The sequence below is a fragment of the Mesorhizobium sp. IMUNJ 23033 genome, assembly GCF_044778005.1.
Taxonomy (GTDB): Bacteria; Pseudomonadota; Alphaproteobacteria; order Rhizobiales; family Rhizobiaceae; genus Mesorhizobium; species Mesorhizobium amorphae_A.
The window spans coordinates 49214-68148 of the sequence record NZ_JBJACT010000001.1 but is presented as its reverse complement, the minus strand read 5'-3'; the positions used below and the strand labels follow the sequence as shown (position 1 = coordinate 68148).

Sequence of the window (18935 nt, the reverse complement as noted above, 5' to 3'; positions counted from 1 at the left end):
GCGCTCCGCTAGTGCGGATCAGGTGTGTTGAGATTCAGGTCAGGCCGAGCCGAAAATTGCGGATTCCGAGAACCGGAGCGGAGCGTACTTTTAGTACGTGAGCACCGGAAGCGCAGGAAACCGCCATCTGCAGGCCGGCCTCACCTGAATCTCAACACACCTTAGGCCGGGCGGCGCAGGCTGCCGCGCGCCTGGTCGAACCGGACCGGCTGGTCGGGGATGGTGACGGCGAACGTGGTGCGGCCGCCGATGCTCTCGACCAGCTCGACCGTGCCGCCATGGGCGCGGATCAGCTCGTAGGCGATGGCCAGGCCAAGGCCGGTGCCGCCGCTGCGCGCCGAGCCACGGAAGGCCGCGAACAGGTTCTCGCGCGCCTTCGGGGGCAGGCCGGGGCCGGTGTCGGTGACGATGATGCGGCTGACGCTGCCCATGCGCTCGGCCGATACCGCCAGCCGGCGCACCACGGCGCCCTCAGTGTCCGCCGCCATCGCCTGCACGGCGTTGCGGCAAAGATTGGTGAGCACGCGGAACAGCTGGTCGGAATCGGCGTCGACCTCGAAGGCCAGCTCGACGGCATTGACGAACTCGATGCCTTCCTCGATGTCGAGCAGGCCGTGCACGTCCTCGACCAGCTGGCGCAGCCGCAGCCGCCGGCGCGAGGGCGGCGGCTCCTGGGTGCGGCCATAGGCCAGCACGCCTTCGGAATAGGACACGGCGCGGTCAAGCGCGCGCAGCAATTTTGGCGCGAAGGCCTGCACGGTTGGATCTTTCACCTGCCGCAAGCGGTCCGAGATCAGCTGCGCGGAGGCGAGGATGTTGCGCATGTCGTGATTGATCTTCGACACGGCGAGGCCGAGATCGGCGAGGTGCTTCTGCTCGGTCAGCATCTTCTGCAGCCGTTCCTGCATCTGCGACAGCTCGCGCTCGGCAACGCCGATCTCGTCGGCGCGCGCGGCCGGACGAATGATCCGCCCGGGGTCATCAGGTGCCTCGGAGAAGGACAGCATCGAGCGGGTCATGGTGCGGATCGGGCCGATCATGATCAAGTCGATCGCGGCATAGACGAGCATGGCGGTGAACAGCGAGATCAGCAGCGAGACGAAGGCGACGTTGCGCGAATAGATGAGCATGGCGTTGCGCAAGGCGTAGTCGGGCATGATCAGCTCGAATTCCTTGTCGCTCTCGCCGACCGGCCCGAAAACGCGCAGCATGCGATTGCCGCCGAAGAACAGCGTGTCGAGCGCACCTCTCATGCCCTCGACCAGGCCGACACTGGCGATGTCGATGTGCTCGTCGACCTGCGGCGGCATGTCGGACACCACCAGGAGCCTGGAGACGCCGCCGTCGCGCACGGCGATCGCCTTGGCGCCGATCGCCATCAGCACGTCGTTCTGGGCGGTGCGCGACAGCGAATTGGGCTCGCCCTGCACCAGCACGACCGATACCGCGGCCGCTGTGCCCAGCCTCTCCTTCAGCCAGCTCAACCGGTAGCTGGCGATCCAGGGCAGGAAAATCAGGACTTCGGCCAAGAGCACGAAGACGATGGTGAGCAGGAGAAGCTTGGTCGACAGCCCACGCGACAGCGGCACCGTACGGGCGGCGGTGGTCGCCGGGCCGGCTTTTTCGTCCGTGGCTAGGGCTTCACTCATGCAGCGTCTTCACAAACACTTGAACAGCCAAGATTAGGCGATTGCGGCTTTTTTGCCAATTTCATCCTTGGGCGAACAAATATGGTCGCCCGAAAGACCGCGACAACCCGGCCCGCCGCCCCGGATTGACTTCCAAAACCCTTCTTTCTATAAGCCCGCTCACGCTCGGGCCATTCGTCCCGGCGCGGTTTCGATCGCGCCTAAACCGGCCCGGCAAAGCTCCTGTTACACAGTGACAGAATCAAGAAGGGCCGCACCCCGCGGTATTAAAACAAATGAAGCGTACCTACCAACCGTCTAAACTCGTCCGCAAGCGCCGGCACGGTTTCCGTGCCCGCATGGCCACCAAGGGTGGTCGCGGCGTCGTCGCAGCTCGCCGCAACCGCGGCCGCAAGCGGCTCAGCGCCTGAACGGAAGACGAGATCGTTGCCCGCAACCGGCAAGCCAGTGGGACCAAATCCCAAGCGGCTTCTGAAGCGCGCGGATTTTCTGGCCGTCCGCCGCGGTGAAAAGCGGCGCGGGCGGCTTTTTCTCGTTGAAGTTCTCGACCGTGGCGACGACCTTGCGCCGCGCGTCGGCTACACCGTCACCAAGAAGGTCGGCAATGCGGTCGTCCGTAACCGCGTCAGGCGGCGGCTCAGGGAAGCCGTGCGCACGCATGCGGCCGATGACATGGCGCCCGGCAATGACTATGTCATCGTCGGGCGTGAAGATGTGCTTACCATTCCGTTCGGCCAGTTGAAGGCCGAACTCTCACGCCGACTGCGCGGAACACGATAGGCCAAGGGCTTTCGATGGAAAACAATCGTAACTTCTTCATCACCATCGCGCTGTCGGTGCTGATCCTGACGCTTTGGCAGGTGTTCTACATGAACCCGCGCGTCGAAGCCCAGCGCGAGGCGGCCCGCATCGAAGAGCAGCGGGTGGCTGAGCAGAAGAAGGCCGCCGAAGGCGCCAATCCAGGTGCTGCCGGAACGCCGGTGCCGCCGCAGGGCGCCATTCCCAACGCGCCCGGCGGCGAAGCCGTCACGGCGGCCGGCCGCGAGCAGGCGCTGGCGGCGACGGCGCGCGTCAAGATCGACACGCCGAGCCTCGAGGGCTCGATCAACCTCACCGGCGCGCGCCTCGACGACCTCAAGCTCAAGCACTACACGGAAACGGTCGACAAGAATTCGCCGGAGATCGAACTGCTCAACCCGTCGGTGCTGCCCAATGGCTATTTTGCCGAGATCGGCTTTGTCGGTAACGACAAGACCGGCGCGGTGCCGGGCGCGGACACGGTGTGGAAGTTTGACGGCAATGCAACGCTGACGCCGGCGACGCCGGTGACGCTGACCTATTCGAACGACAAGGGCCTGACCTTCAAGCGCACCTTCTCGGTCGACAACGACTACATGTTCACCGTTTCCGATACGGTGCAGAATTCCGGCGCCACCGCCGTCTCGCTGTTCAACTACGGCCGCGTCACCCGCTTCGACAAGCCGGCCGTCGCCAGCATCTATGTGCTGCATGAGGGCCTGATCGGCTTCACCGGTACGGAAGGCCTGCAGGAACACAAATACGCGTCCATCGAAAAGGACAAGCAGTTCCAGCCGGGCAAGTCGACCGACGGCTGGCTCGGCATCACCGACAAGTACTGGGCGGTGACGCTGGTGCCGACCGAGAAGCAACCGTTCCAGCCACGCTATGCCTATTTCGAGGATGGCCGGCATCGCTACCAGTCCGACTTCCTGACCGACCCGATCAATGTCGACGCCGGCCAGTCGGCAACCGTCGAGACCGAGGTCTTCGCCGGCGCCAAGGAAGTGGCCAAGATCAATGCCTATGCCGAGGATCGCAACATCAAGCGGTTCGACCTGCTGATCGATTGGGGCTGGTTCCACTTCATCACCAAGCCGATGTTCTGGCTGATCGACACGCTCTACAAATTCTTCGGCAATTTCGGCCTGGCCATCCTCGCCACTACCGTCGTCGTCAAGGCCATCTTCTTCCCGCTCGCCAACAAGTCCTACGCGTCGATGGCGAACATGAAGAAGGTGCAGCCGAAGATGCTCGAGATCCGCGAGAAATACGCGGACGACAAGATGAAGCAGCAGCAGGCGATGATGGAGCTCTACAAGACGGAGAAGATCAATCCGATCGCCGGCTGCTGGCCGGTGGCGCTGCAGATCCCGGTGTTCTTCGCGCTCTACAAGGTGCTCTACATCACCATCGAGATGCGGCACGCACCGTTCTTCGGCTGGATCCAGGATCTGGCCGCACCCGATCCGACATCGCTGTTCAACCTGTTCGGTCTCATTCCGATCACGCTGCCGCATATGTTGATGATCGGCGTTTGGCCGCTGGTCATGGGCATCACCATGTTCCTGCAGATGCGCATGAACCCGACGCCGCCGGACCCGACGCAGGCCGCGATCTTCACCTGGATGCCGGTGATCTTCACCTTCATGATGGCGGGCTTCCCCGCCGGCCTGGTCATCTACTGGGCCTGGAACAACCTGCTGTCGATCCTGCAGCAAGGCGTGATCATGAAGCGCCAGGGCGCCAAGATCGAGCTATGGGACAATCTGGTGGCGTTGTTCCGCAAGAAACCCTCGCCCGCGGAATAGCGGGCGCCCCCGACCCCCACAAGGTTTCGAAAACCCCGGTTCGTCCGGGGTTTTTGCTGCCGGATCACATTTTGTAACCGGCGAAACTCCGGCTCGCCGCGCGCCGTAGCTGTTGTGTTGCGACCTCGCAGCGCGCGCGGCTTGAGGGAAGCTGCGAAGGGGTTTGCCGATCGTCATGTTATCAGTCGCGGCAAGACACCACGCCACGGTGACGGCTTCCGGCGCAGACGCGCCGGTGTTTGGGAGGCCGTCCCGGCGACCGGGGTCCTGTCGTCCTTCGCGGGACCCCGGTTTATCTCGCCCCAAATCACGCTATTTTGGACCTGCCCGAGATGATACGGAGCCAGGCCATGAGCGGACCCAACCCAAACATCAAGCATCCGATCCCGATGCATATGCGCGTCGGTTTCCTGAAAGGGCTGGTCAACGCGCCGAACATCGAAATCGGCGACTTCACCTATTATGACGACCCGGACGGGCCCGACAAATTTGCCGAGCGCTGCGTGCTGCACCACTACCCGTTCATCGGCGACAGACTGATCATCGGCAAGTTCTGCGCCATCGCCGAGGGCGCGCGCTTCATCATGAACGGCGCCAACCACGCCATGTCCGGCTTCTCGACCTATCCGTTCAACATCTTCGGCCATGGCTGGGAAGAGGGTTTCGACCCAAAGACATGGTCGAAGGAAATACGCGGCGACACGGTGCTCGGCAATGATGTATGGATCGGCATGGACGCGGTGATAATGCCCGGTGTGACGATCGGCCATGGCGCCATCGTCGCGGCAAAGTCGGTTGTCACGCACGACGTGCCGCCCTATGCGATCGTTGCCGGAAATGCGGCCAAGGTGGTGAAAATGCGCTTCGACGACAAGACAGTCCGGCGGCTGCTGATGGCGGCATGGTGGAACTGGCCGGTAGACAAGATCAGCCGCAACCTCAATGCCATCAGGGGCGCCGACATTGCCCGGCTGGAGGCCGCCGTTTGAACGCCCTGGACAAGACCGTGATCGCTCCCGAACTGTTCACGCAGGCCTGGATCTTCATCCGCGGCGTGCCGGCGATGAAATTCCTGCCGCCGGAGGGGCCGCCGGAGATCGCCTTCGCCGGCCGCTCGAATGTCGGCAAGTCGTCGCTGATCAACGCGCTGGTCAACCAAAAGGGGCTGGCGCGCACCTCCAACACGCCGGGGCGCACGCAGGAACTCAACTATTTCGTGCCGGGCGGGTTTTCCGGCGAAGGCACCGACCTGCCGCCGATGGCGCTGGTCGACATGCCGGGCTACGGCTATGCGAGCGCGCCGAAGGAAAAGGTCGACGACTGGACGAAGCTGGTTTTCGACTATCTCAAGGGCCGCGTGACGCTGAAACGCGTCTATGTGCTGATCGACGCCCGCCACGGCATCAAGGCCAAGGACGACGAAGTGCTGTCGCTGCTCGACAAGGCGGCTGTGTCCTACCAGATCGTGCTGACCAAGACCGACAAGATCAAGGCGGCCGGCGTGCCGCGGCTGATCGAGGAGACGCTTGCCAAGATCAAGAAGCGGCCGGCAGCGTTTCCGTTCGTTCTGGCGACATCGTCGGAGAAGAGCGAGGGCCTCGAGGAATTGCGCGCAGCGATCGTGCTCGCCGCCAATGGTGGCTAAAGCAATTCCAAGAAAAGTGTGTAGCGGTTTTCCGTCCGGAATTGCGCCAACAAGTCAGCGCTTCGCCTCCAGCGCAATCATCTGGTGGCTTTCTTCCTCGGCAAGCCTTTCGGTGCCGTAGGCCTTCAGGAACATGGCGACGCCCGACCTGACGACATGGTCGATTTCCTCCTGGCTCGGGGCCTTGGTACGGTAGGCGAACATGCATTGGCGGAAAAGGCCGGCCAGGCAGAGTTCCGTGAACTGATAGGCGGCAAGATCGACATCGTCGATCTTGAGCAGGCCGCGTTCGATCGCGGCATTGAGAAAAGCCGCCACCCTGTCATGGCCGCGTTTCGGGCCGCGTTCGTAAAACCGCGCGCCCATGTCGGGTATTCTGTCCGCCGCGCCGATCACCGTGCGCTGCGCCTGGATCACCTTGGCCGATGTGATCTTGAGCGATAGCACCTTGCCGAACTTCACCAGCGTCTGGCGAAGATCGTCGGCGCGGTCGAGCATGTCGTACATATTCTTGAAGATCGTGCCGCGCTCTTCCTCGATCAGCGCCTCGAACAGCTCTTCCTTGTTGGCGAAATAGACGTAGATCGTGCCCTTGGAGACACCGGCCTCGCGCGTGATGTCGTTCATCGACGCGGCTTCGAAGCCCTTGTCGATGAAGACGCGGCGGGCGCCTTCGATAATCTGGCTGCGTTTGACCGGATCCTGTCCGGCCGCCGGGCGACCGCGACGCAGGCTGTCCAGCACATCGCACTGGTCCTTGCCGGTGTCGGATAGTGTTTCGGCCATAAAAGTCACACCTCGCAAAATAATTCGAACCGAACGGTTCGATTGCCCTTGATATGGGCCCGTTTTGGCGCTAAGTCAACGCCCATATCGAACCGAACGGTTCAGTCTAACAGGTTTCGCTTATATAGACCGATAGAGAGATATCATGTCCTCGAACGCGCCCGTCACCGCCGAAGTCCGTCCATTCCCCAATGCCAAGGTCGCGCCGTCGACCGAAGCGCCGGAAGTGCCCTTGCAGCCCGTCACCGACGCACCGGCCGAGGCGCCGGCGAAGAAGAAGCGCTCGGTGCGCTCCCTGCTTTTGCCCATCATCGGGCTCGGATTGCTCGGCGCCGGCGCCTGGTACGGCTACGATTACTGGACCGACGGCCGCTTCATGATCTCAACCGACGACGCCTATGTCCAGGCCGACATGGCGTTCGTCTCGCCGAAGATTTCCGGCTATGTCGACCAGGTCAAGGTGAGCGAGAACCAGCAGGTCAAGGCCGGCGACCCGCTGCTGACGATCGATTCCGGCGACTACAAGATAGCCGTAGCCCAGGCTGAGGCGCAGATCGCCACCTTGAGCAAGACGCTCGACCGCATAGACGCGCAGACCAAGGCTGCACAGGCCTCGCTCCAGCAGGCTGAGGCGCAGAAGACCGCCGATCAAGCCGCGGCCGACAATGCCGGTCGCGCCCAGCAGCGCGCGGCGCAATTGCTGAAGACGCATGTCGGCACGCAGGCGCAGCTCGACGACGCCCAGACCGCCCTCGATCAGGCCAAGGCCGCGCTTGTCGGTGCCGACGCCCAGATCGCGGCGGCGCAGGCCAATATCGGCGTGCTCGAGGCGCAGCGCGCCGAATCTGCCAGCACGCTGGCCTCGCTGCAGCTCAGCCACGACAAGGCGGCACGCGACCTCTCCTTCACCGTGCTCAAGGCGCCCTATGACGGCGTCGTCGGCAATCGTTCGGTCGAACAGGGCGACCTGGTCAGCCCCGGACAGAAGCTCGCGGTCATCGTGCCGATGGACAAGCTCTACATCGTCGCCAACTTCAAGGAGACGCAGCTTGCCCGGCTGGTGCCCGGCGAAAAGGTCAGGATTTCGGTCGATGCGACCGACGGCCAGGATTTCGAAGGCACGGTGTCGTCGCTGGCGCCGGCCTCGGGTGCCGTGTTCTCGCTGCTGCCGCCGGAAAACGCGACCGGCAACTTCACCAAGGTCGTGCAGCGTATCCCGGTGCGCATCGACGTGCCGGCGGACGTCCTGAAGACCGGCAGGCTGCGGGCAGGCCTCAGCGTCGTCGTCGCCGTCGACAGCCGCACCGCGCCGGCTGCCTCGAAGTAAGCGAACCTCGGGAGCAGTGTCATGGCGACCGCAACCCTGACCGCAGGATCGGTACCGGCCATTCCGGCGCAGGCCGACCACATACCGGTTCGCCGCGTCATCGCCTTCCTGGCGATGGTGTTCGGCATGTTCATGGCAATCCTGGACATCCAGATCGTCTCGGCTTCGCTGTCCGAGATCCAGGCGGGCCTCAGCGCCAGCTCCGACGAGATCCCGTGGGTGCAGACCGCCTATTTGATCGCCGAGGTGGTGATGATCCCGCTGTCCGGCTTCCTCAGCCGGATGCTGTCGACGCGCGTGCTGTTCACGGTTTCGGCGGCGGGCTTCACCGCCGCCAGCGCGCTGGCGGCGACGGCCACCAACATCGACCAGATGATCGTCTACCGCGCCATCCAGGGTTTTATCGGCGGCGGCATGATCCCCAGCGTCTTCGCTGCCGCCTTCACCATCTTCCCGCCGTCGCGCCGCGCCTTCGTCTCGCCGATGATCGGCCTGGTGGCGACGCTGGCGCCGACCATCGGCCCGACGGTCGGCGGCTATATCAGCCACGCCATGTCCTGGCACTGGCTGTTCCTGATCAATGTCGTGCCGGGCATCCTGGTGGCGACGGCGGCCTGGTCGCTGATCGATTTCGACAAGCCCAACCTCAAGCTGTTCAGCAAGTTCGACTGGTGGGGCCTGATCGGCATGGCCGCCTTCCTCGGCTGCATGGAATATGTGCTGGAGGAAGGCCCGAACCACGACTGGCTGCAGGAGCCGGCGGTTTTCGCCTGCGCCATCATCATGACCGTCGGCGCGGTGGTGTTCTTCTGGCGCGTCTTCACCGCCGAGGAGCCGATCGTCGACCTCAGGGCTTTCAGCAACGTCAACTTCGCCTTCGGCTCGCTGTTCTCTTTCGTCGTCGGCATCGGCCTGTACGGACTCACCTATCTCTATCCGGTGTTCCTCGGCCGTATCCGCGGCTACGATTCGATGATGATCGGCGAGGCGCTGTTCGTCAGCGGCCTGGCGATGTTCTTCACCGCGCCCGTCGCCGGCATCTTGTCGAACAAGATCGATTTGCGGCTGATGATGATGATCGGCTTCTTCGGCTTTGCCACCGGCACGTGGTGGATGACGCATCTGACCGCTGACTGGGATTTTTATGAACTGCTGATCCCGCAGATCCTGCGCGGCTGTTCGATGATGCTGTGCATGGTGCCGATCAACAACATCGCGCTGGGCACATTGCCGCCGGATCGGCTGAAGAATGCGTCGGGCCTGTTCAACCTCACCCGCAATCTCGGCGGCGCCGTCGGCCTCGCCCTCATCAACACGGTGCTGATCGACCGCAACGCCTTCCACTATGCAAGGCTTGCCGAACATGTGCAGTGGGGCAGCGCCGAGGCCCAGACCAAGCTGCAGAACATGACGCTCAACTTCGAGCAGACCGCCGGGCTCGATGCCTCCAAGGCAGCGATCTCCAAACTGTCGGGCATGGTCCAGCAGCAGGCGGCGCTGCTGTCCTTCATGGACGTGTTCTTCATGCTGACGGTGCTGTTCGCGACGCTGGGGCTTTTCGTCCTGTTCATCCGCAAGCCGCCCGAACAGGGCGGCGGTGGCGGCGGAGGCCATTGAGAGCGCCGGAACCCCGCCTGGCGCTCTCGCGCATGACCCCGGAAATTGGAAACGATTTCCGGGGTCATGCTAAAAGATCAAACCATCCCTCCATATCAGGACATTGGCTATGCCGGTGCTATGCCGCGCCAGGCGGTCCGAACCATCTGGTCAGCACGTCGGCCAGCGGCGTCGGCGTTGGCCCGCCAACCCAGGCCACATAGCCGTCGGGCCGGATAAGCACGGCGCCGGGGGCAGTAACCGCTCGCCTCACAGCCGCAATTCCAAATTTTCGCCTGATCTAGGCCGCAGCCGGCTTGAAGGTCAGTGCGACGCCGTTGATGCAGTGGCGCAGGCCGGTCGGCGGCGGCCCGTCGTCGAAGACATGGCCGAGATGGCCGCCGCAACGGCGGCAGTGGACTTCGGTGCGGGTCATGCCGAGCGAGCGGTCCACGGTCTTGCCGACAGCATTGGGGATCTCCTGCCAGAAGCTCGGCCAGCCGGTGCCGGAATCGAACTTGGTCTCGGACGAATAGAGCGGCAGGTCGCAGCCGGCGCAGGCGAAAACGCCCTTGCGGTGCTCGTTGAGCAGCGGGCTGGTGCCGGGGTATTCCGTGCCTTCCTTGCGCAGCACGTTGTAGGCCGCGTCGGACAGGATGGCGTGCCACTCGGCGTCGGTTTTGGTCACCTCGAAGGTCTGGGCCGCCAGCGCATCCTTGGGCCCTCCCATGCGCAGCATTGCCGCCGTGCCGGCCAACAATGCCATGGCGGCAGCGCCGCTCCAGAGAAAGTCGCGACGGGTCATGCCATTCCTCCTGCTATCAATTTGCCAGATTAGACCGCCAGCCGGAAATCAAAAGCCGGTGACGGTCCTGAAAACGAACACTCCGCACCGGCTCCATCCCTGGAGCAACGCTGCGGAGCGAACGCTTGCCGATCGCGCGGTCATTGACCCGCGCGATCGGCAGGGTGCTTGCTGCCAGTTCGCCGGCAGCAGGCCCTTTGTTACATCTTCGGCAAGAGAACCTTGTCGATGACGTGGATGACGCCGTTCGACTGCTCGACATCGGCGATCGTCACATTGGCGACGTTGCCGTTCTCGTCGGTGACGGTGACCTTGCCGCCATCGGCCTTGAGCGTCAGTTCGCAACCGCCGGCGGTCTTGGCCTTGTGCGCGCCGCCATCATCGCTGACCATCTTGGTCACGTCAGCCGCCAGCGCCTTGGCGCCGATAACATGGCAGGTCAGGATCTTGGTCAGCTTGTCCTTGTTCTCGGGCTTGAGCAGCGTTTCGACGGTGCCGGCCGGAAGCGCGGCGAAGGCCTCGTTGGTCGGCGCGAACACGGTGAAGGGACCGGCGCTTTGCAGGGTGTCGACCAGGCCGGCTGCCTTGACGGCTGCAACCAGCGTGGTGTGGTCCTTCGAATTGACGGCGTTCTCGATGATGTTCTTCTTGGCATACATCGGGGCGCCTCCAACCATCGGATTGGCGGCATAGGCTGCAGCGCCGAGCGCGGAAACGGCGATCGTGCCGGCAAGCAAAAGGGTGGCGAGTTTACGCATGATTTCTATCTCCTCTGGATATTGTTTCCCGTTTTTGGGAACGCAAGGAGATACGGGGTAGAAAGGCGTGAGTTTCGTCGATCGACAAAAAAGTTTTGCCTCGAAGGCTGATGAATGGAATCTCCCCGTACGATCTTTTGCCAGCTTGCATGCTTGCAGGATCCAACTACCATGGCAGATAGATTTGAAATCTGCTTATGCCGCAAGTCAAAAATGGGAGATCATATGCCTTTGAGATCGCCCGCGGCGACGACAGGCCCGGTCGGCTGGCCGGTCGGCGAGCCACCTGTCGGCTCGACGCTGACGGCAAGCACGGCGCCTTGCGCGAGCTTCTGCTGGACAGCCGGCGTAACCGCCAGGTGCGTGATCTGGCCAGCCGGGATGACGCCCATCGAGACCGGGGCATTCTTGCCCTCGATCATCCACAGCTCGAAGTCCTTGCCGGCGGCACGCTCACCGGAAACCAGCGACAGGCCGACATCGCGGCGCGCCGCGTCATAGACGACGAGATATTTGACGTCGCTGCCGTCGGCCGCCAGCGAGGCGACAAGCCGCTCCTGCGGCGCAACGACCGGCGGGTTGAGGTAGGGCACGGCGACGTAGATGGCGAGCGCGGCGACGGCCGACGCGGCAAGGCCGCGCCAGAAGCCAAGGCTCGACCAGAGGCCGGCGCTTGGCTGTGTCGCAGTCGACGAGGAGGCGAACAGCCGGCGGTCGACCGCCGGTTTGACCGAGGCCGGAGGCTCTACCTCGGGATAGGCGGCGGCCATCGGCGAAAAATGCACTTCCCAGCTGTCGACCAGGCGGGCGAAACCGGATTCGGTGTCGATGCGGCGGGCCGCGATCTGGCGCTCGTCCGTGGCGAGCACGCCAAGAACGTATTCGGCGGCGAACAGGTCGTCGCCTCCACGTTCCGGTCCGTTGTCCTCTGCCAGCGTCATCTTTCCAGGCATTCCCTGAGCTTCAACAGGCTGCGCCGCAGCCAGGTACGCATCGTGTTCAGCGGCACGCGATGGCGCTCCGCAAGTTCGGCATAACTTTCGCCGTTGAGATAGGCGCCCCGGACGGCCGCCGCCCGGTCCTTTTCAAGTTCATCGAGACAATGGTAGATGCGTTCGGACTCACCGCCCGCCACAACCATGGCCTCCGGTCCCGGCGCCGGATCGGCCACGTCGAGCGCGGCATCGATATGGGCGGCAGGCACCCGCCGCGCCCTGATGCGATCGATCGCATGATTGCGCGCAATGGCCACCAGCCAGGAAATCGGGCTCAGATCAGAGACAGCGAAACGGTCCGCCTTGGTCCATATCTTGACGAAGACTTCCTGAAGCGCTTCTTCCGCATCTCCCCGGTCGTTCAATACACGAAGGCAGACGCCGAAAAGTTTCGCGCTTGTCTGCCTGTAGAGCAGATCGAACGCGGCCCGGTCCTTCATCGAAGTCCGGACGATCAGCTTGCTGATGTCCTGCGGCGCCATGCCGCAAATTAGGCGATTGCGTTATATTTGCAATCGCGGAAACGATGTTGTTCACCACCCAGGCGCGCCTGCTTGCCGCCGACAAATCATGCGCCGTTGCCAAGGAAATCGCCTGCGGCTAGCCTCCGGCCAGGCGGGAGAGGGCGGCGATGTCGGTTGAACGGGTGTTGTGGGAGCAGGATGCAACCGGCCTGGCCGGGCTGGTGCAGCAAGGAGAGGTCTCGCCGCAGGAGCTTGTCGATGCGGCGATCGCGCGGGCCGAGGCGACCCGCCCCGATATCAACGCCATCGCCGAGCCGCTCTACGACGCGGCGCGATCGCGCGCCAAAACCGTCGACCGCAAGCTGCCGCTAGCCGGCGTGCCCTTCGCGATCAAGGATCTCGGCATCGCCATCAAAGGCGTGCCGACCCATGGCGGCAGCCGCATTCCGGCTTTCACCGCCGACTTCAATTCGGTGATGACCGAGCGCTATCTTGCCGCCGGTCTCATTCCGATCGCCACCAGCACCTCGCCCGAGCACGGGCTGAGGCTGATGACCGAGTCGGCCGCGTTCGGCATCACCCGCAATCCGTGGGATACGGGCCATACGACGGGCGGCTCTTCCGGGGGCGCCGCCGCGCTGGTGGCGGCCGGCGTGGTGCCGGCGGCGCACGCCTCGGACGGCGGCGGCTCTATCCGCGTGCCGTCGGCCTGCAGCGGGCTGGTCGGGCTGAAAACCTCGCGCGGCCGCGTGCCGCTGACGCCGCTGGTCAGCGAGAGCTGGTACGGCATGGTCGTCGACCACGCGGTCGCCGCTCGGTCCGCGATACGGCGCTGCTGCTCGACCTGACCCACGGCGCCGATCCGCTGTCACCCTATGCCGCACCGTCGCCGAAAGGCAGTTTTGCCGCCGCGGCGGCGCGCGATCCCGGCAAGCTCAAGCTCGCCGTCTACCGGAAATCGCCGCTCGGCCTGCCGATTTCGGTCGAGACGTTGACGGCGCTGGACACGGCGGTGGCGCTGGCGCGCGAGGGCGGCCATACGGTCGAGGAGATCGACCTGCACTATATCGATCGCGACTTCATGGCCGATTTCTGCAAGACGGTGGCTTCCGCCGTGGCCGGTACCATGCGTGCCGAGGCCTTGCGCGTCGGCCGCTCTGTTGCCGGTGACATCGAGCGCACCACGCGCGTGCTCAGCCGCTTCGGCGAGATCATTCCGGCCGGCGAGATCTATGAGATCCTGCAGCGGCTGCATGCTACGTCGCGCCAGCTTATCAGTGAGACCGCGCAGTATGACGCCGTGCTGATGCCGATCATCGCGCACCCGCCGCTCGCCTGCGGCGCCATGGACCCGAAGGGCGCCGACGAATTCATCGAGAACATGCTGGACAAGATGCACCTCACCCGGCTTTTGAAGATTGAGTCGCTGTTCGGGCAATTGATGGACAAGAGCCTGTGGTTCACCCACTGGCCGGCGATCCAGAATGTCAGCGGCCAGCCATCGATTGCGCTGCCCGTCCATGTCACCGCGGCCGGGCTGCCGCTCGGCATCCAGGCCGCCGGACGCCCAGGCGACGAGGAGACGCTGTTGTCCTTCGCCGCGCAGATGGAGAAGATTTCCGGCTGGCAGAAGCGGCGGGCACCGCTCAAGGCGCCGGCCTAGGTCCCGCAGCACGCGATTTCATCAATTTGTGACAGCAAAGCCGTTTGCGGCCTGCGCCAATTCCCGCTAAGACGCCGCCGTTCATGCCAAGCTGGGATCCATACCGATGACGGACATCGCCGCCACCGCCGAAATGCAGGCCGCGCTGCTCTCCAGGGCTCTGCCCTACATGCAGCGCTACGAGAACAAGACGGTGGTGGTGAAGTATGGCGGCCATGCCATGGGCGACATCGAGCTCGGCAAGGCCTTTGCCCGTGACATCGCGCTGTTGAAGCAATCCGGCGTCAACCCGATCGTCGTCCATGGCGGCGGGCCGCAGATCGGCGCCATGCTCAACAAGATGGGCATCGAATCGAAGTTCGAGGGCGGCCTGCGTGTCACCGACCAGAAAACGGTCGAGATCGTCGAGATGGTGCTGGCCGGTTCGATCAACAAGGAGATCGTGGCACTGATCAATGCCGAGGGCGAGTGGGCAATCGGCCTGTGCGGCAAGGACGGCAACATGGTGTTCGCCGAAAAGGCGCGCAAGACCATGATCGACCCGGATTCCAACATCGAGCGTGTGCTGGACCTCGGCTTCGTCGGCGAACCGGTGGAGGTCGACCGCACGTTGCTCGATCTCCTGGCGCGCTCCGAAATGATTCCGGTGCTGGCGCCGGTGGCGCCTGGCCGCGACGGCCATACCTACAACATCAATGCCGACACTTTCGCCGGCGCCATCGCCGGCGCCTGCCAGGCCTCGCGCCTGTTGTTCCTGACTGACGTGCCCGGCGTGCTCGACAAGAACAAGAAACTGATCGACGAGCTGACGGTGGCCGAGGCCAAGGCGCTGATCAAGGACGGTACGGTGTCGGGCGGCATGATCCCCAAGGTCGAGACCTGCATCGAGGCGATAGAGCGCGGCGTCGAAGGCGTCGTCATCCTCAACGGCAAGACGCCGCATTCGGTGCTGCTGGAACTGTTCACCGAGCACGGCGCCGGCACGCTGATCGTGCCGTAACGGCTTGTCAGCCGGCTAATCTTTTCGCAGCCGGAGCTTCGAGATTGCCCATGCCGGGAATGGCCGGCTTCCGCGCCGGGCGTTGGACAATCATCGATTCCTCCTCGGCATCCTGCGGTGCGCCCCAGAATTCGGCCAGCGTCGGGCCGTCCTTCAGGCGGCGGTCGCGGACGAGAAAACCCCAGACCTCGCGGAACCAGACGCGGCGGCCCATCTGCGTGTACCAGCGCATCGAATGGCGCTGCTCGGGATCCTTATGGAACAGGATGCGCGCCAGCGCCTTCGGTCGCGACTGTACCGCCAGTTCGATCAGCTTGACGCTGAAGAACAGCATCCAGGGTTTGAGTCGGGTCATCTGCAGAACCTGGTGCTTGTAGTCCCAAAGGTGGGCGTCCAGTTGGATCACCTTGCGGTCCCTGGCGATACGGAAGAACGGCGTCCAGCGGTGCGGGGTGACATAGAGCGCCTGGATCTGGTCCGGGTCATAGGCGATCAATTGGCGGAAGCCGCGCCAGAGGTCGCGTAAGCCTTCGTCCTCGAAGCCGGCCACCCAGGTCGCCATCGACAGGATGCCATGCTGCCTGAGCAGCCGGATCGCCTCGCGGTCGGAGGAGGTGCTGCCGCCCTTGCGAATCAATTGCAGCGTCTGTTCGTCGGTGTTTTCCATGCCGAGCAGCCAGCGGATGACGCCTGCCTTGCGATAGAGATGCAGGATGTCGGCGTCGCGCACGATGTCGTCGGCGCGGGTCGAGCCAACGATCAGCACCGGCACGTTCTCGGCGATCAGCGCGTCGAGGAAGGCGCGCCATGCCTTCTTCGAAACCGTCGGGTTCTCGTCGGCGACGTTGATCAGTTCGACGCCGTGCTCGCGATGCAGCCAGGCGATCTCCTGCGCGAACTTCTTTGGATCGCGGTGCCGCCAGCGGGTCCAGAAACCGCGCTGGCCGCAATAGTTGCACAGATGCGGACAGCCACGCGAGAACTGCATGACCACGGCGCGCTTGCCGCCCCAATAGCTGTAGCGGCGGTGGTCGATCAGCTCCCAGCCGACACGATAATCGTCGAGATTGGCGATCGTCTTCGCCGGCTGGGTGGCGAAGGGGCGGCGCAAATCGTCGCGAAAGGCGATGCCATGCACCTCAGACAGCGGCTCGCGCCGTTGCAGCGCCTCGATGAGTGCTGCGATGGTGGCCTCGCCCTCGCCGCGCACGATGAAGTCGAAGGCATCCGTTTCAGCGAGAATGTCACGCCAGTGATAAGTCGGGAACACGCCGCCATAGATGACGATCGTCGCCGGGGCTTGAGCCTTGATCATCTGCGCGATGCGCAAGGCCGTCGGATGCGCCGAGGTCGAGCCGGAATGGCCGATGAGGACGCAGTCTGGCTGGCCGCCCAAGGCGTCGAGGATGAGTACAGCAAGCGGCATCGGACCAAATTCCGCATCGACGAGGCGCACAAGATGGCCGGCGTCGAGCAGTGGACCGCCCAGCGCCAGGAGCCCGAGCCGCGGCAGATGGTCGTCCGGCACGCGGCTGCCGATGGCGGTGTGCGGCGGATTGATTAGGACGATGTTCATGGCGGACCCCTTTGCAATGGTGGTCCGCGTGTCCTACCCGGCGATCTGGATGGCGAGTTGGCTCTCTTGCGCAGTTTGCGTGCAGCTTTCCCGCAGAAATGCCAGTACGAACCTTATCGGCGCAAATGCGCGAGCGGCACATGGCCCGGGCCCTTGATGTTCTGCAGCACGAGCTGGGTGTGAACGTCGCGCACGCCATCAAGCCGCATCAGCCGGTGCATGACGAAGTGGTTGAGCTCGTCGACCGACGGCACCATGACATGCAGGAGGAAGTCGTGGTCGCCGGTCATCGTCCAGCAGGCGGACACCTCGTCCATGCGCTGAACGGCGGCGATGAAGCTTTCCGGCGAGCCGTCGCTATGGCTGACCAGGCGCACCTGGATGAACACCTCAACCGTCAGGCCGACGGCGCGACGGCTGATGACGGCGGCAAAGCCCTTGATGACGCCGGTGTCCTGCAGGGCCTCGAAGCGGCGCGCGCAAGGCGTTGTCGACAGGCCGATTTCCTGGGCGAGCTCCGACACCGGCTTGCGTCCGTCGCGCTGCAGGATGTCGAGCATCCTGATTTCGAATTCGTCAAACTGAGGCATTTTCACTCTCCAACAGCTTTCCGATAGCGCCTTTTACCTCAAATGCTGCGTTTAGGCCATCATCAAAGCGGATATGCCTCGCCGTCTCGGGCTAGAATTGCTCCACGATTGGCCATGAATTCATGAGGAGAAGAGCCATGACAATGAGCGTTGCCGACTATGCAAGGGAATGTGCGGCGCAGGGGCTGCGCGGCGATTATTCGGTCTGCCGCGCCGATTTCACCGTGGCGCAGGGCTATGACTACAGCGCCGACGAGCAGGCGGTGTGGCGCACGCTGTGCGACCGCCAGACGAAGCTGACGCGGAAGCTGGCCCATCACTCCTATCTCGACGGTGTTGCAGCTCTTGGCCTGCTTGACAGGATCCCGGACTTCGATGCGGTCAGCGAAAAGCTGCGCAAGCTCACCGGCTGGGAAATCGTCGCCGTGCCGGGGCTGATCCCCGCCGCGCCGTTCTTCGACCATCTCGCCAACCGCCGCTTCCCGGTGACCAACTGGCTCAGGACGCGAGATGAGCTCGACTACATTGTCGAGCCGGACATGTTCCACGACTTCTTCGGCCATGTGCCGATCCTGACTCAGCCGGTCTTCGCGGATTTCATGCAGATGTATGGCCAGAAGGCCGAGGACGTGATCGCGCTCGGCGGTGACGAGATGATCACCCGCCTCTACTGGTACACCGCCGAATACGGGCTGATGCAGGAGGCCGGCCAGCCGTTGAAGGCCTTTGGCGCCGGGCTGATGTCATCCTTCACCGAGCTGCAGTTCGCCGTTGAGGGAAACGACGCGCATCATGTGCCCTTCGACCTCGAAACGGTGATGCGCACCGGCTACGAGATCGACAAGTTCCAGCGCGCCTATTTCGTGCTGCCGTCCTTCGATGTCCTGCGCGATGCCTTCCAGACCGCCGACATGGCCGGCATCGTCGGACGCAGCAAGGGCAAGCCGGCGCTCGACCCGGCAGCCGTCTGACCACTCAGCCGGCCTCGGTCTTCAGACGGGCAAGCTGCTCGCGCTGCAGGTCGAGTGCCGCGGTGGTGAAACGCAATATGGTGGCCAGTTCGGCATCGCTGAAGCTGGCCATCATCTTTTGCCCCTCCTGAGCAATGGCGCCGTAATAGCGCGCCGACAGGTCCCGCGTGCGCTCCGTCGCCTCGATGACCACCTTGCGCCTGTCTTCCAGGCTGCGCGTGCGAGTGAGGAACCCGCGTGCCTCCAGCCGGTCGATCAGCGCGGTGACGGCGGCCGGCGTCAAGCCCGTCGCGACCGCGACCGCGCCTGCCGATTGCGGGCCGCCACAGAGCAGCCCGAGGCAATGCCGCTCGGCCGCGTTCAGCCCAAGCTTTGCGCCCACCGCCTCGTCATAGGCCTGCGTCGTATCCTGCCAGCGCATGATGGCGAGGCTGATCGCCTCGGCCATTTCGGCGGGATTTTTGGTTGACGAATTTATTTCGATCATCTAACTATCAATCT

General features: G+C 63.8%; 20 protein-coding genes and 1 pseudogene. 11 read left to right on the top strand and 10 right to left on the bottom strand.

Annotated features, from left to right (window positions below; translation table 11 throughout):
- Positions 1 to 161: 161 nt before the first annotated feature.
- Positions 162 to 1649, bottom strand: coding sequence for an ATP-binding protein (locus ACFX5Q_RS00385; protein ID WP_404274516.1), 1488 nt, complete (start codon positions 1647 to 1649; stop codon positions 162 to 164).
- 275 nt (positions 1650 to 1924) lie between these two features.
- Between ACFX5Q_RS00385 and rpmH the strand changes: the two genes are divergently transcribed.
- From rpmH to yihA, 5 genes are all read left to right on the top strand, one after another.
- Positions 1925 to 2059 carry a 50S ribosomal protein L34 gene (gene rpmH, locus ACFX5Q_RS00380; protein ID WP_008833937.1) on the top strand — a complete coding sequence of 45 codons (135 nt, stop codon included), beginning with the start codon at positions 1925 to 1927 and terminating at the stop codon, positions 2057 to 2059.
- Between the two features lie 16 nt (positions 2060 to 2075).
- Positions 2076 to 2429, top strand: coding sequence for a ribonuclease P protein component (rnpA, locus tag ACFX5Q_RS00375; protein WP_192178208.1), 354 nt, complete (start codon positions 2076 to 2078; stop codon positions 2427 to 2429).
- Positions 2430 to 2443: 14 nt separating this feature from the next.
- Positions 2444 to 4258: a membrane protein insertase YidC gene (gene yidC, locus ACFX5Q_RS00370; RefSeq protein ID WP_404274504.1), complete on the top strand. Its 1815-nt coding sequence runs from the start codon at positions 2444 to 2446 to the stop codon at positions 4256 to 4258.
- Between the two features lie 350 nt (positions 4259 to 4608).
- Positions 4609 to 5247: a CatB-related O-acetyltransferase gene (locus tag ACFX5Q_RS00365; RefSeq protein WP_404274503.1), complete on the top strand. Its 639-nt coding sequence runs from the start codon at positions 4609 to 4611 to the stop codon at positions 5245 to 5247.
- Complete coding sequence (gene yihA / locus ACFX5Q_RS00360; protein ID WP_192178205.1) at positions 5244 to 5903, top strand: ribosome biogenesis GTP-binding protein YihA/YsxC; 660 nt, start codon at positions 5244 to 5246, stop codon at positions 5901 to 5903. Before ACFX5Q_RS00365 ends, yihA begins: the two co-directional genes overlap by 4 nt.
- Positions 5904 to 5957: 54 nt before the next feature.
- Here the strand turns inward: yihA and ACFX5Q_RS00355 are convergent, their stop codons facing one another.
- Entirely contained in the window at positions 5958 to 6689 is a 732-nt protein-coding gene (locus ACFX5Q_RS00355; protein WP_404274501.1) for a TetR/AcrR family transcriptional regulator, read from the bottom strand.
- A gap of 145 nt (positions 6690 to 6834) precedes the next feature.
- Here ACFX5Q_RS00355 and ACFX5Q_RS00350 point away from each other — a divergent pair, with 145 nt between their 5' ends.
- Positions 6835 to 8016 (top strand): HlyD family secretion protein, encoded by a 1182-nt coding sequence (locus ACFX5Q_RS00350; protein ID WP_404274499.1) that lies wholly within the window; start codon positions 6835 to 6837, stop codon positions 8014 to 8016.
- A 21-nt stretch (positions 8017 to 8037) separates the two neighbouring features.
- Positions 8038 to 9633 (top strand): DHA2 family efflux MFS transporter permease subunit, encoded by a 1596-nt coding sequence (locus tag ACFX5Q_RS00345; RefSeq protein ID WP_404274498.1) that lies wholly within the window; start codon positions 8038 to 8040, stop codon positions 9631 to 9633.
- 118 nt (positions 9634 to 9751) lie between these two features.
- Here the strand turns inward: ACFX5Q_RS00345 and ACFX5Q_RS00340 are convergent.
- From ACFX5Q_RS00340 to ACFX5Q_RS00320, 5 genes and pseudogenes are all read right to left on the bottom strand, one after another.
- Positions 9752 to 9877: pseudogene (locus ACFX5Q_RS00340) on the bottom strand (hypothetical protein); the annotation flags it as partial.
- Between the two features lie 36 nt (positions 9878 to 9913).
- Positions 9914 to 10417, bottom strand: a complete 504-nt coding sequence (gene msrB / locus ACFX5Q_RS00335) for a peptide-methionine (R)-S-oxide reductase MsrB (protein ID WP_404274496.1) — start codon at positions 10415 to 10417, stop codon at positions 9914 to 9916.
- Between the two features lie 200 nt (positions 10418 to 10617).
- Complete coding sequence (locus ACFX5Q_RS00330; RefSeq protein WP_404274495.1) at positions 10618 to 11175, bottom strand: fasciclin domain-containing protein; 558 nt, start codon at positions 11173 to 11175, stop codon at positions 10618 to 10620.
- A gap of 221 nt (positions 11176 to 11396) precedes the next feature.
- Positions 11397 to 12116, bottom strand: coding sequence for an anti-sigma factor domain-containing protein (locus ACFX5Q_RS00325; protein WP_404274494.1), 720 nt, complete (start codon positions 12114 to 12116; stop codon positions 11397 to 11399).
- A complete protein-coding gene (locus ACFX5Q_RS00320; protein WP_006200641.1) occupies positions 12113 to 12652 on the bottom strand; it encodes a sigma-70 family RNA polymerase sigma factor in 540 nt (179 codons plus the stop codon). The genes ACFX5Q_RS00325 and ACFX5Q_RS00320 overlap by 4 nt, the downstream gene beginning before the upstream one ends.
- Before the next feature lie 149 nt (positions 12653 to 12801).
- On the opposite strand from ACFX5Q_RS00320, the gene ACFX5Q_RS00315 reads away from it, so the two are divergent.
- From ACFX5Q_RS00315 to argB, 3 genes are all read left to right on the top strand, one after another.
- Positions 12802 to 13482: an amidase family protein gene (locus tag ACFX5Q_RS00315; RefSeq protein WP_404274493.1), complete on the top strand. Its 681-nt coding sequence runs from the start codon at positions 12802 to 12804 to the stop codon at positions 13480 to 13482.
- Complete coding sequence (locus ACFX5Q_RS00310; RefSeq protein WP_404275338.1) at positions 13413 to 14297, top strand: amidase family protein; 885 nt, start codon at positions 13413 to 13415, stop codon at positions 14295 to 14297. The genes ACFX5Q_RS00315 and ACFX5Q_RS00310 overlap by 70 nt, the downstream gene beginning before the upstream one ends.
- Before the next feature lie 106 nt (positions 14298 to 14403).
- On the top strand, positions 14404 to 15297 hold the full coding sequence (gene argB / locus ACFX5Q_RS00305; RefSeq protein WP_192178196.1) for an acetylglutamate kinase: 894 nt from the start codon (positions 14404 to 14406) through the stop codon (positions 15295 to 15297).
- A 7-nt stretch (positions 15298 to 15304) separates the two neighbouring features.
- Here the strand turns inward: argB and bchE are convergent, their stop codons facing one another.
- Together bchE and ACFX5Q_RS00295 are read right to left on the bottom strand one after the other, a co-directional pair.
- Positions 15305 to 16873 (bottom strand): magnesium-protoporphyrin IX monomethyl ester anaerobic oxidative cyclase, encoded by a 1569-nt coding sequence (bchE, locus tag ACFX5Q_RS00300; protein WP_404274492.1) that lies wholly within the window; start codon positions 16871 to 16873, stop codon positions 15305 to 15307.
- Between the two features lie 113 nt (positions 16874 to 16986).
- Positions 16987 to 17463, bottom strand: coding sequence for an Lrp/AsnC family transcriptional regulator (locus ACFX5Q_RS00295; protein WP_404274491.1), 477 nt, complete (start codon positions 17461 to 17463; stop codon positions 16987 to 16989).
- 137 nt (positions 17464 to 17600) lie between these two features.
- Between ACFX5Q_RS00295 and phhA the strand changes: the two genes are divergently transcribed.
- Positions 17601 to 18434 (top strand): phenylalanine 4-monooxygenase, encoded by an 834-nt coding sequence (gene phhA / locus ACFX5Q_RS00290; RefSeq protein WP_404274490.1) that lies wholly within the window; start codon positions 17601 to 17603, stop codon positions 18432 to 18434.
- A gap of 4 nt (positions 18435 to 18438) precedes the next feature.
- On the opposite strand, the gene ACFX5Q_RS00285 is transcribed toward phhA, so the two are convergent.
- The gene (locus tag ACFX5Q_RS00285) at positions 18439 to 18921 is read right to left on the bottom strand and encodes a MarR family winged helix-turn-helix transcriptional regulator (RefSeq protein ID WP_404274489.1); all 483 of its coding nucleotides are present in this window, start codon (positions 18919 to 18921) and stop codon (positions 18439 to 18441) included.
- Positions 18922 to 18935: the final 14 nt, after the last annotated feature.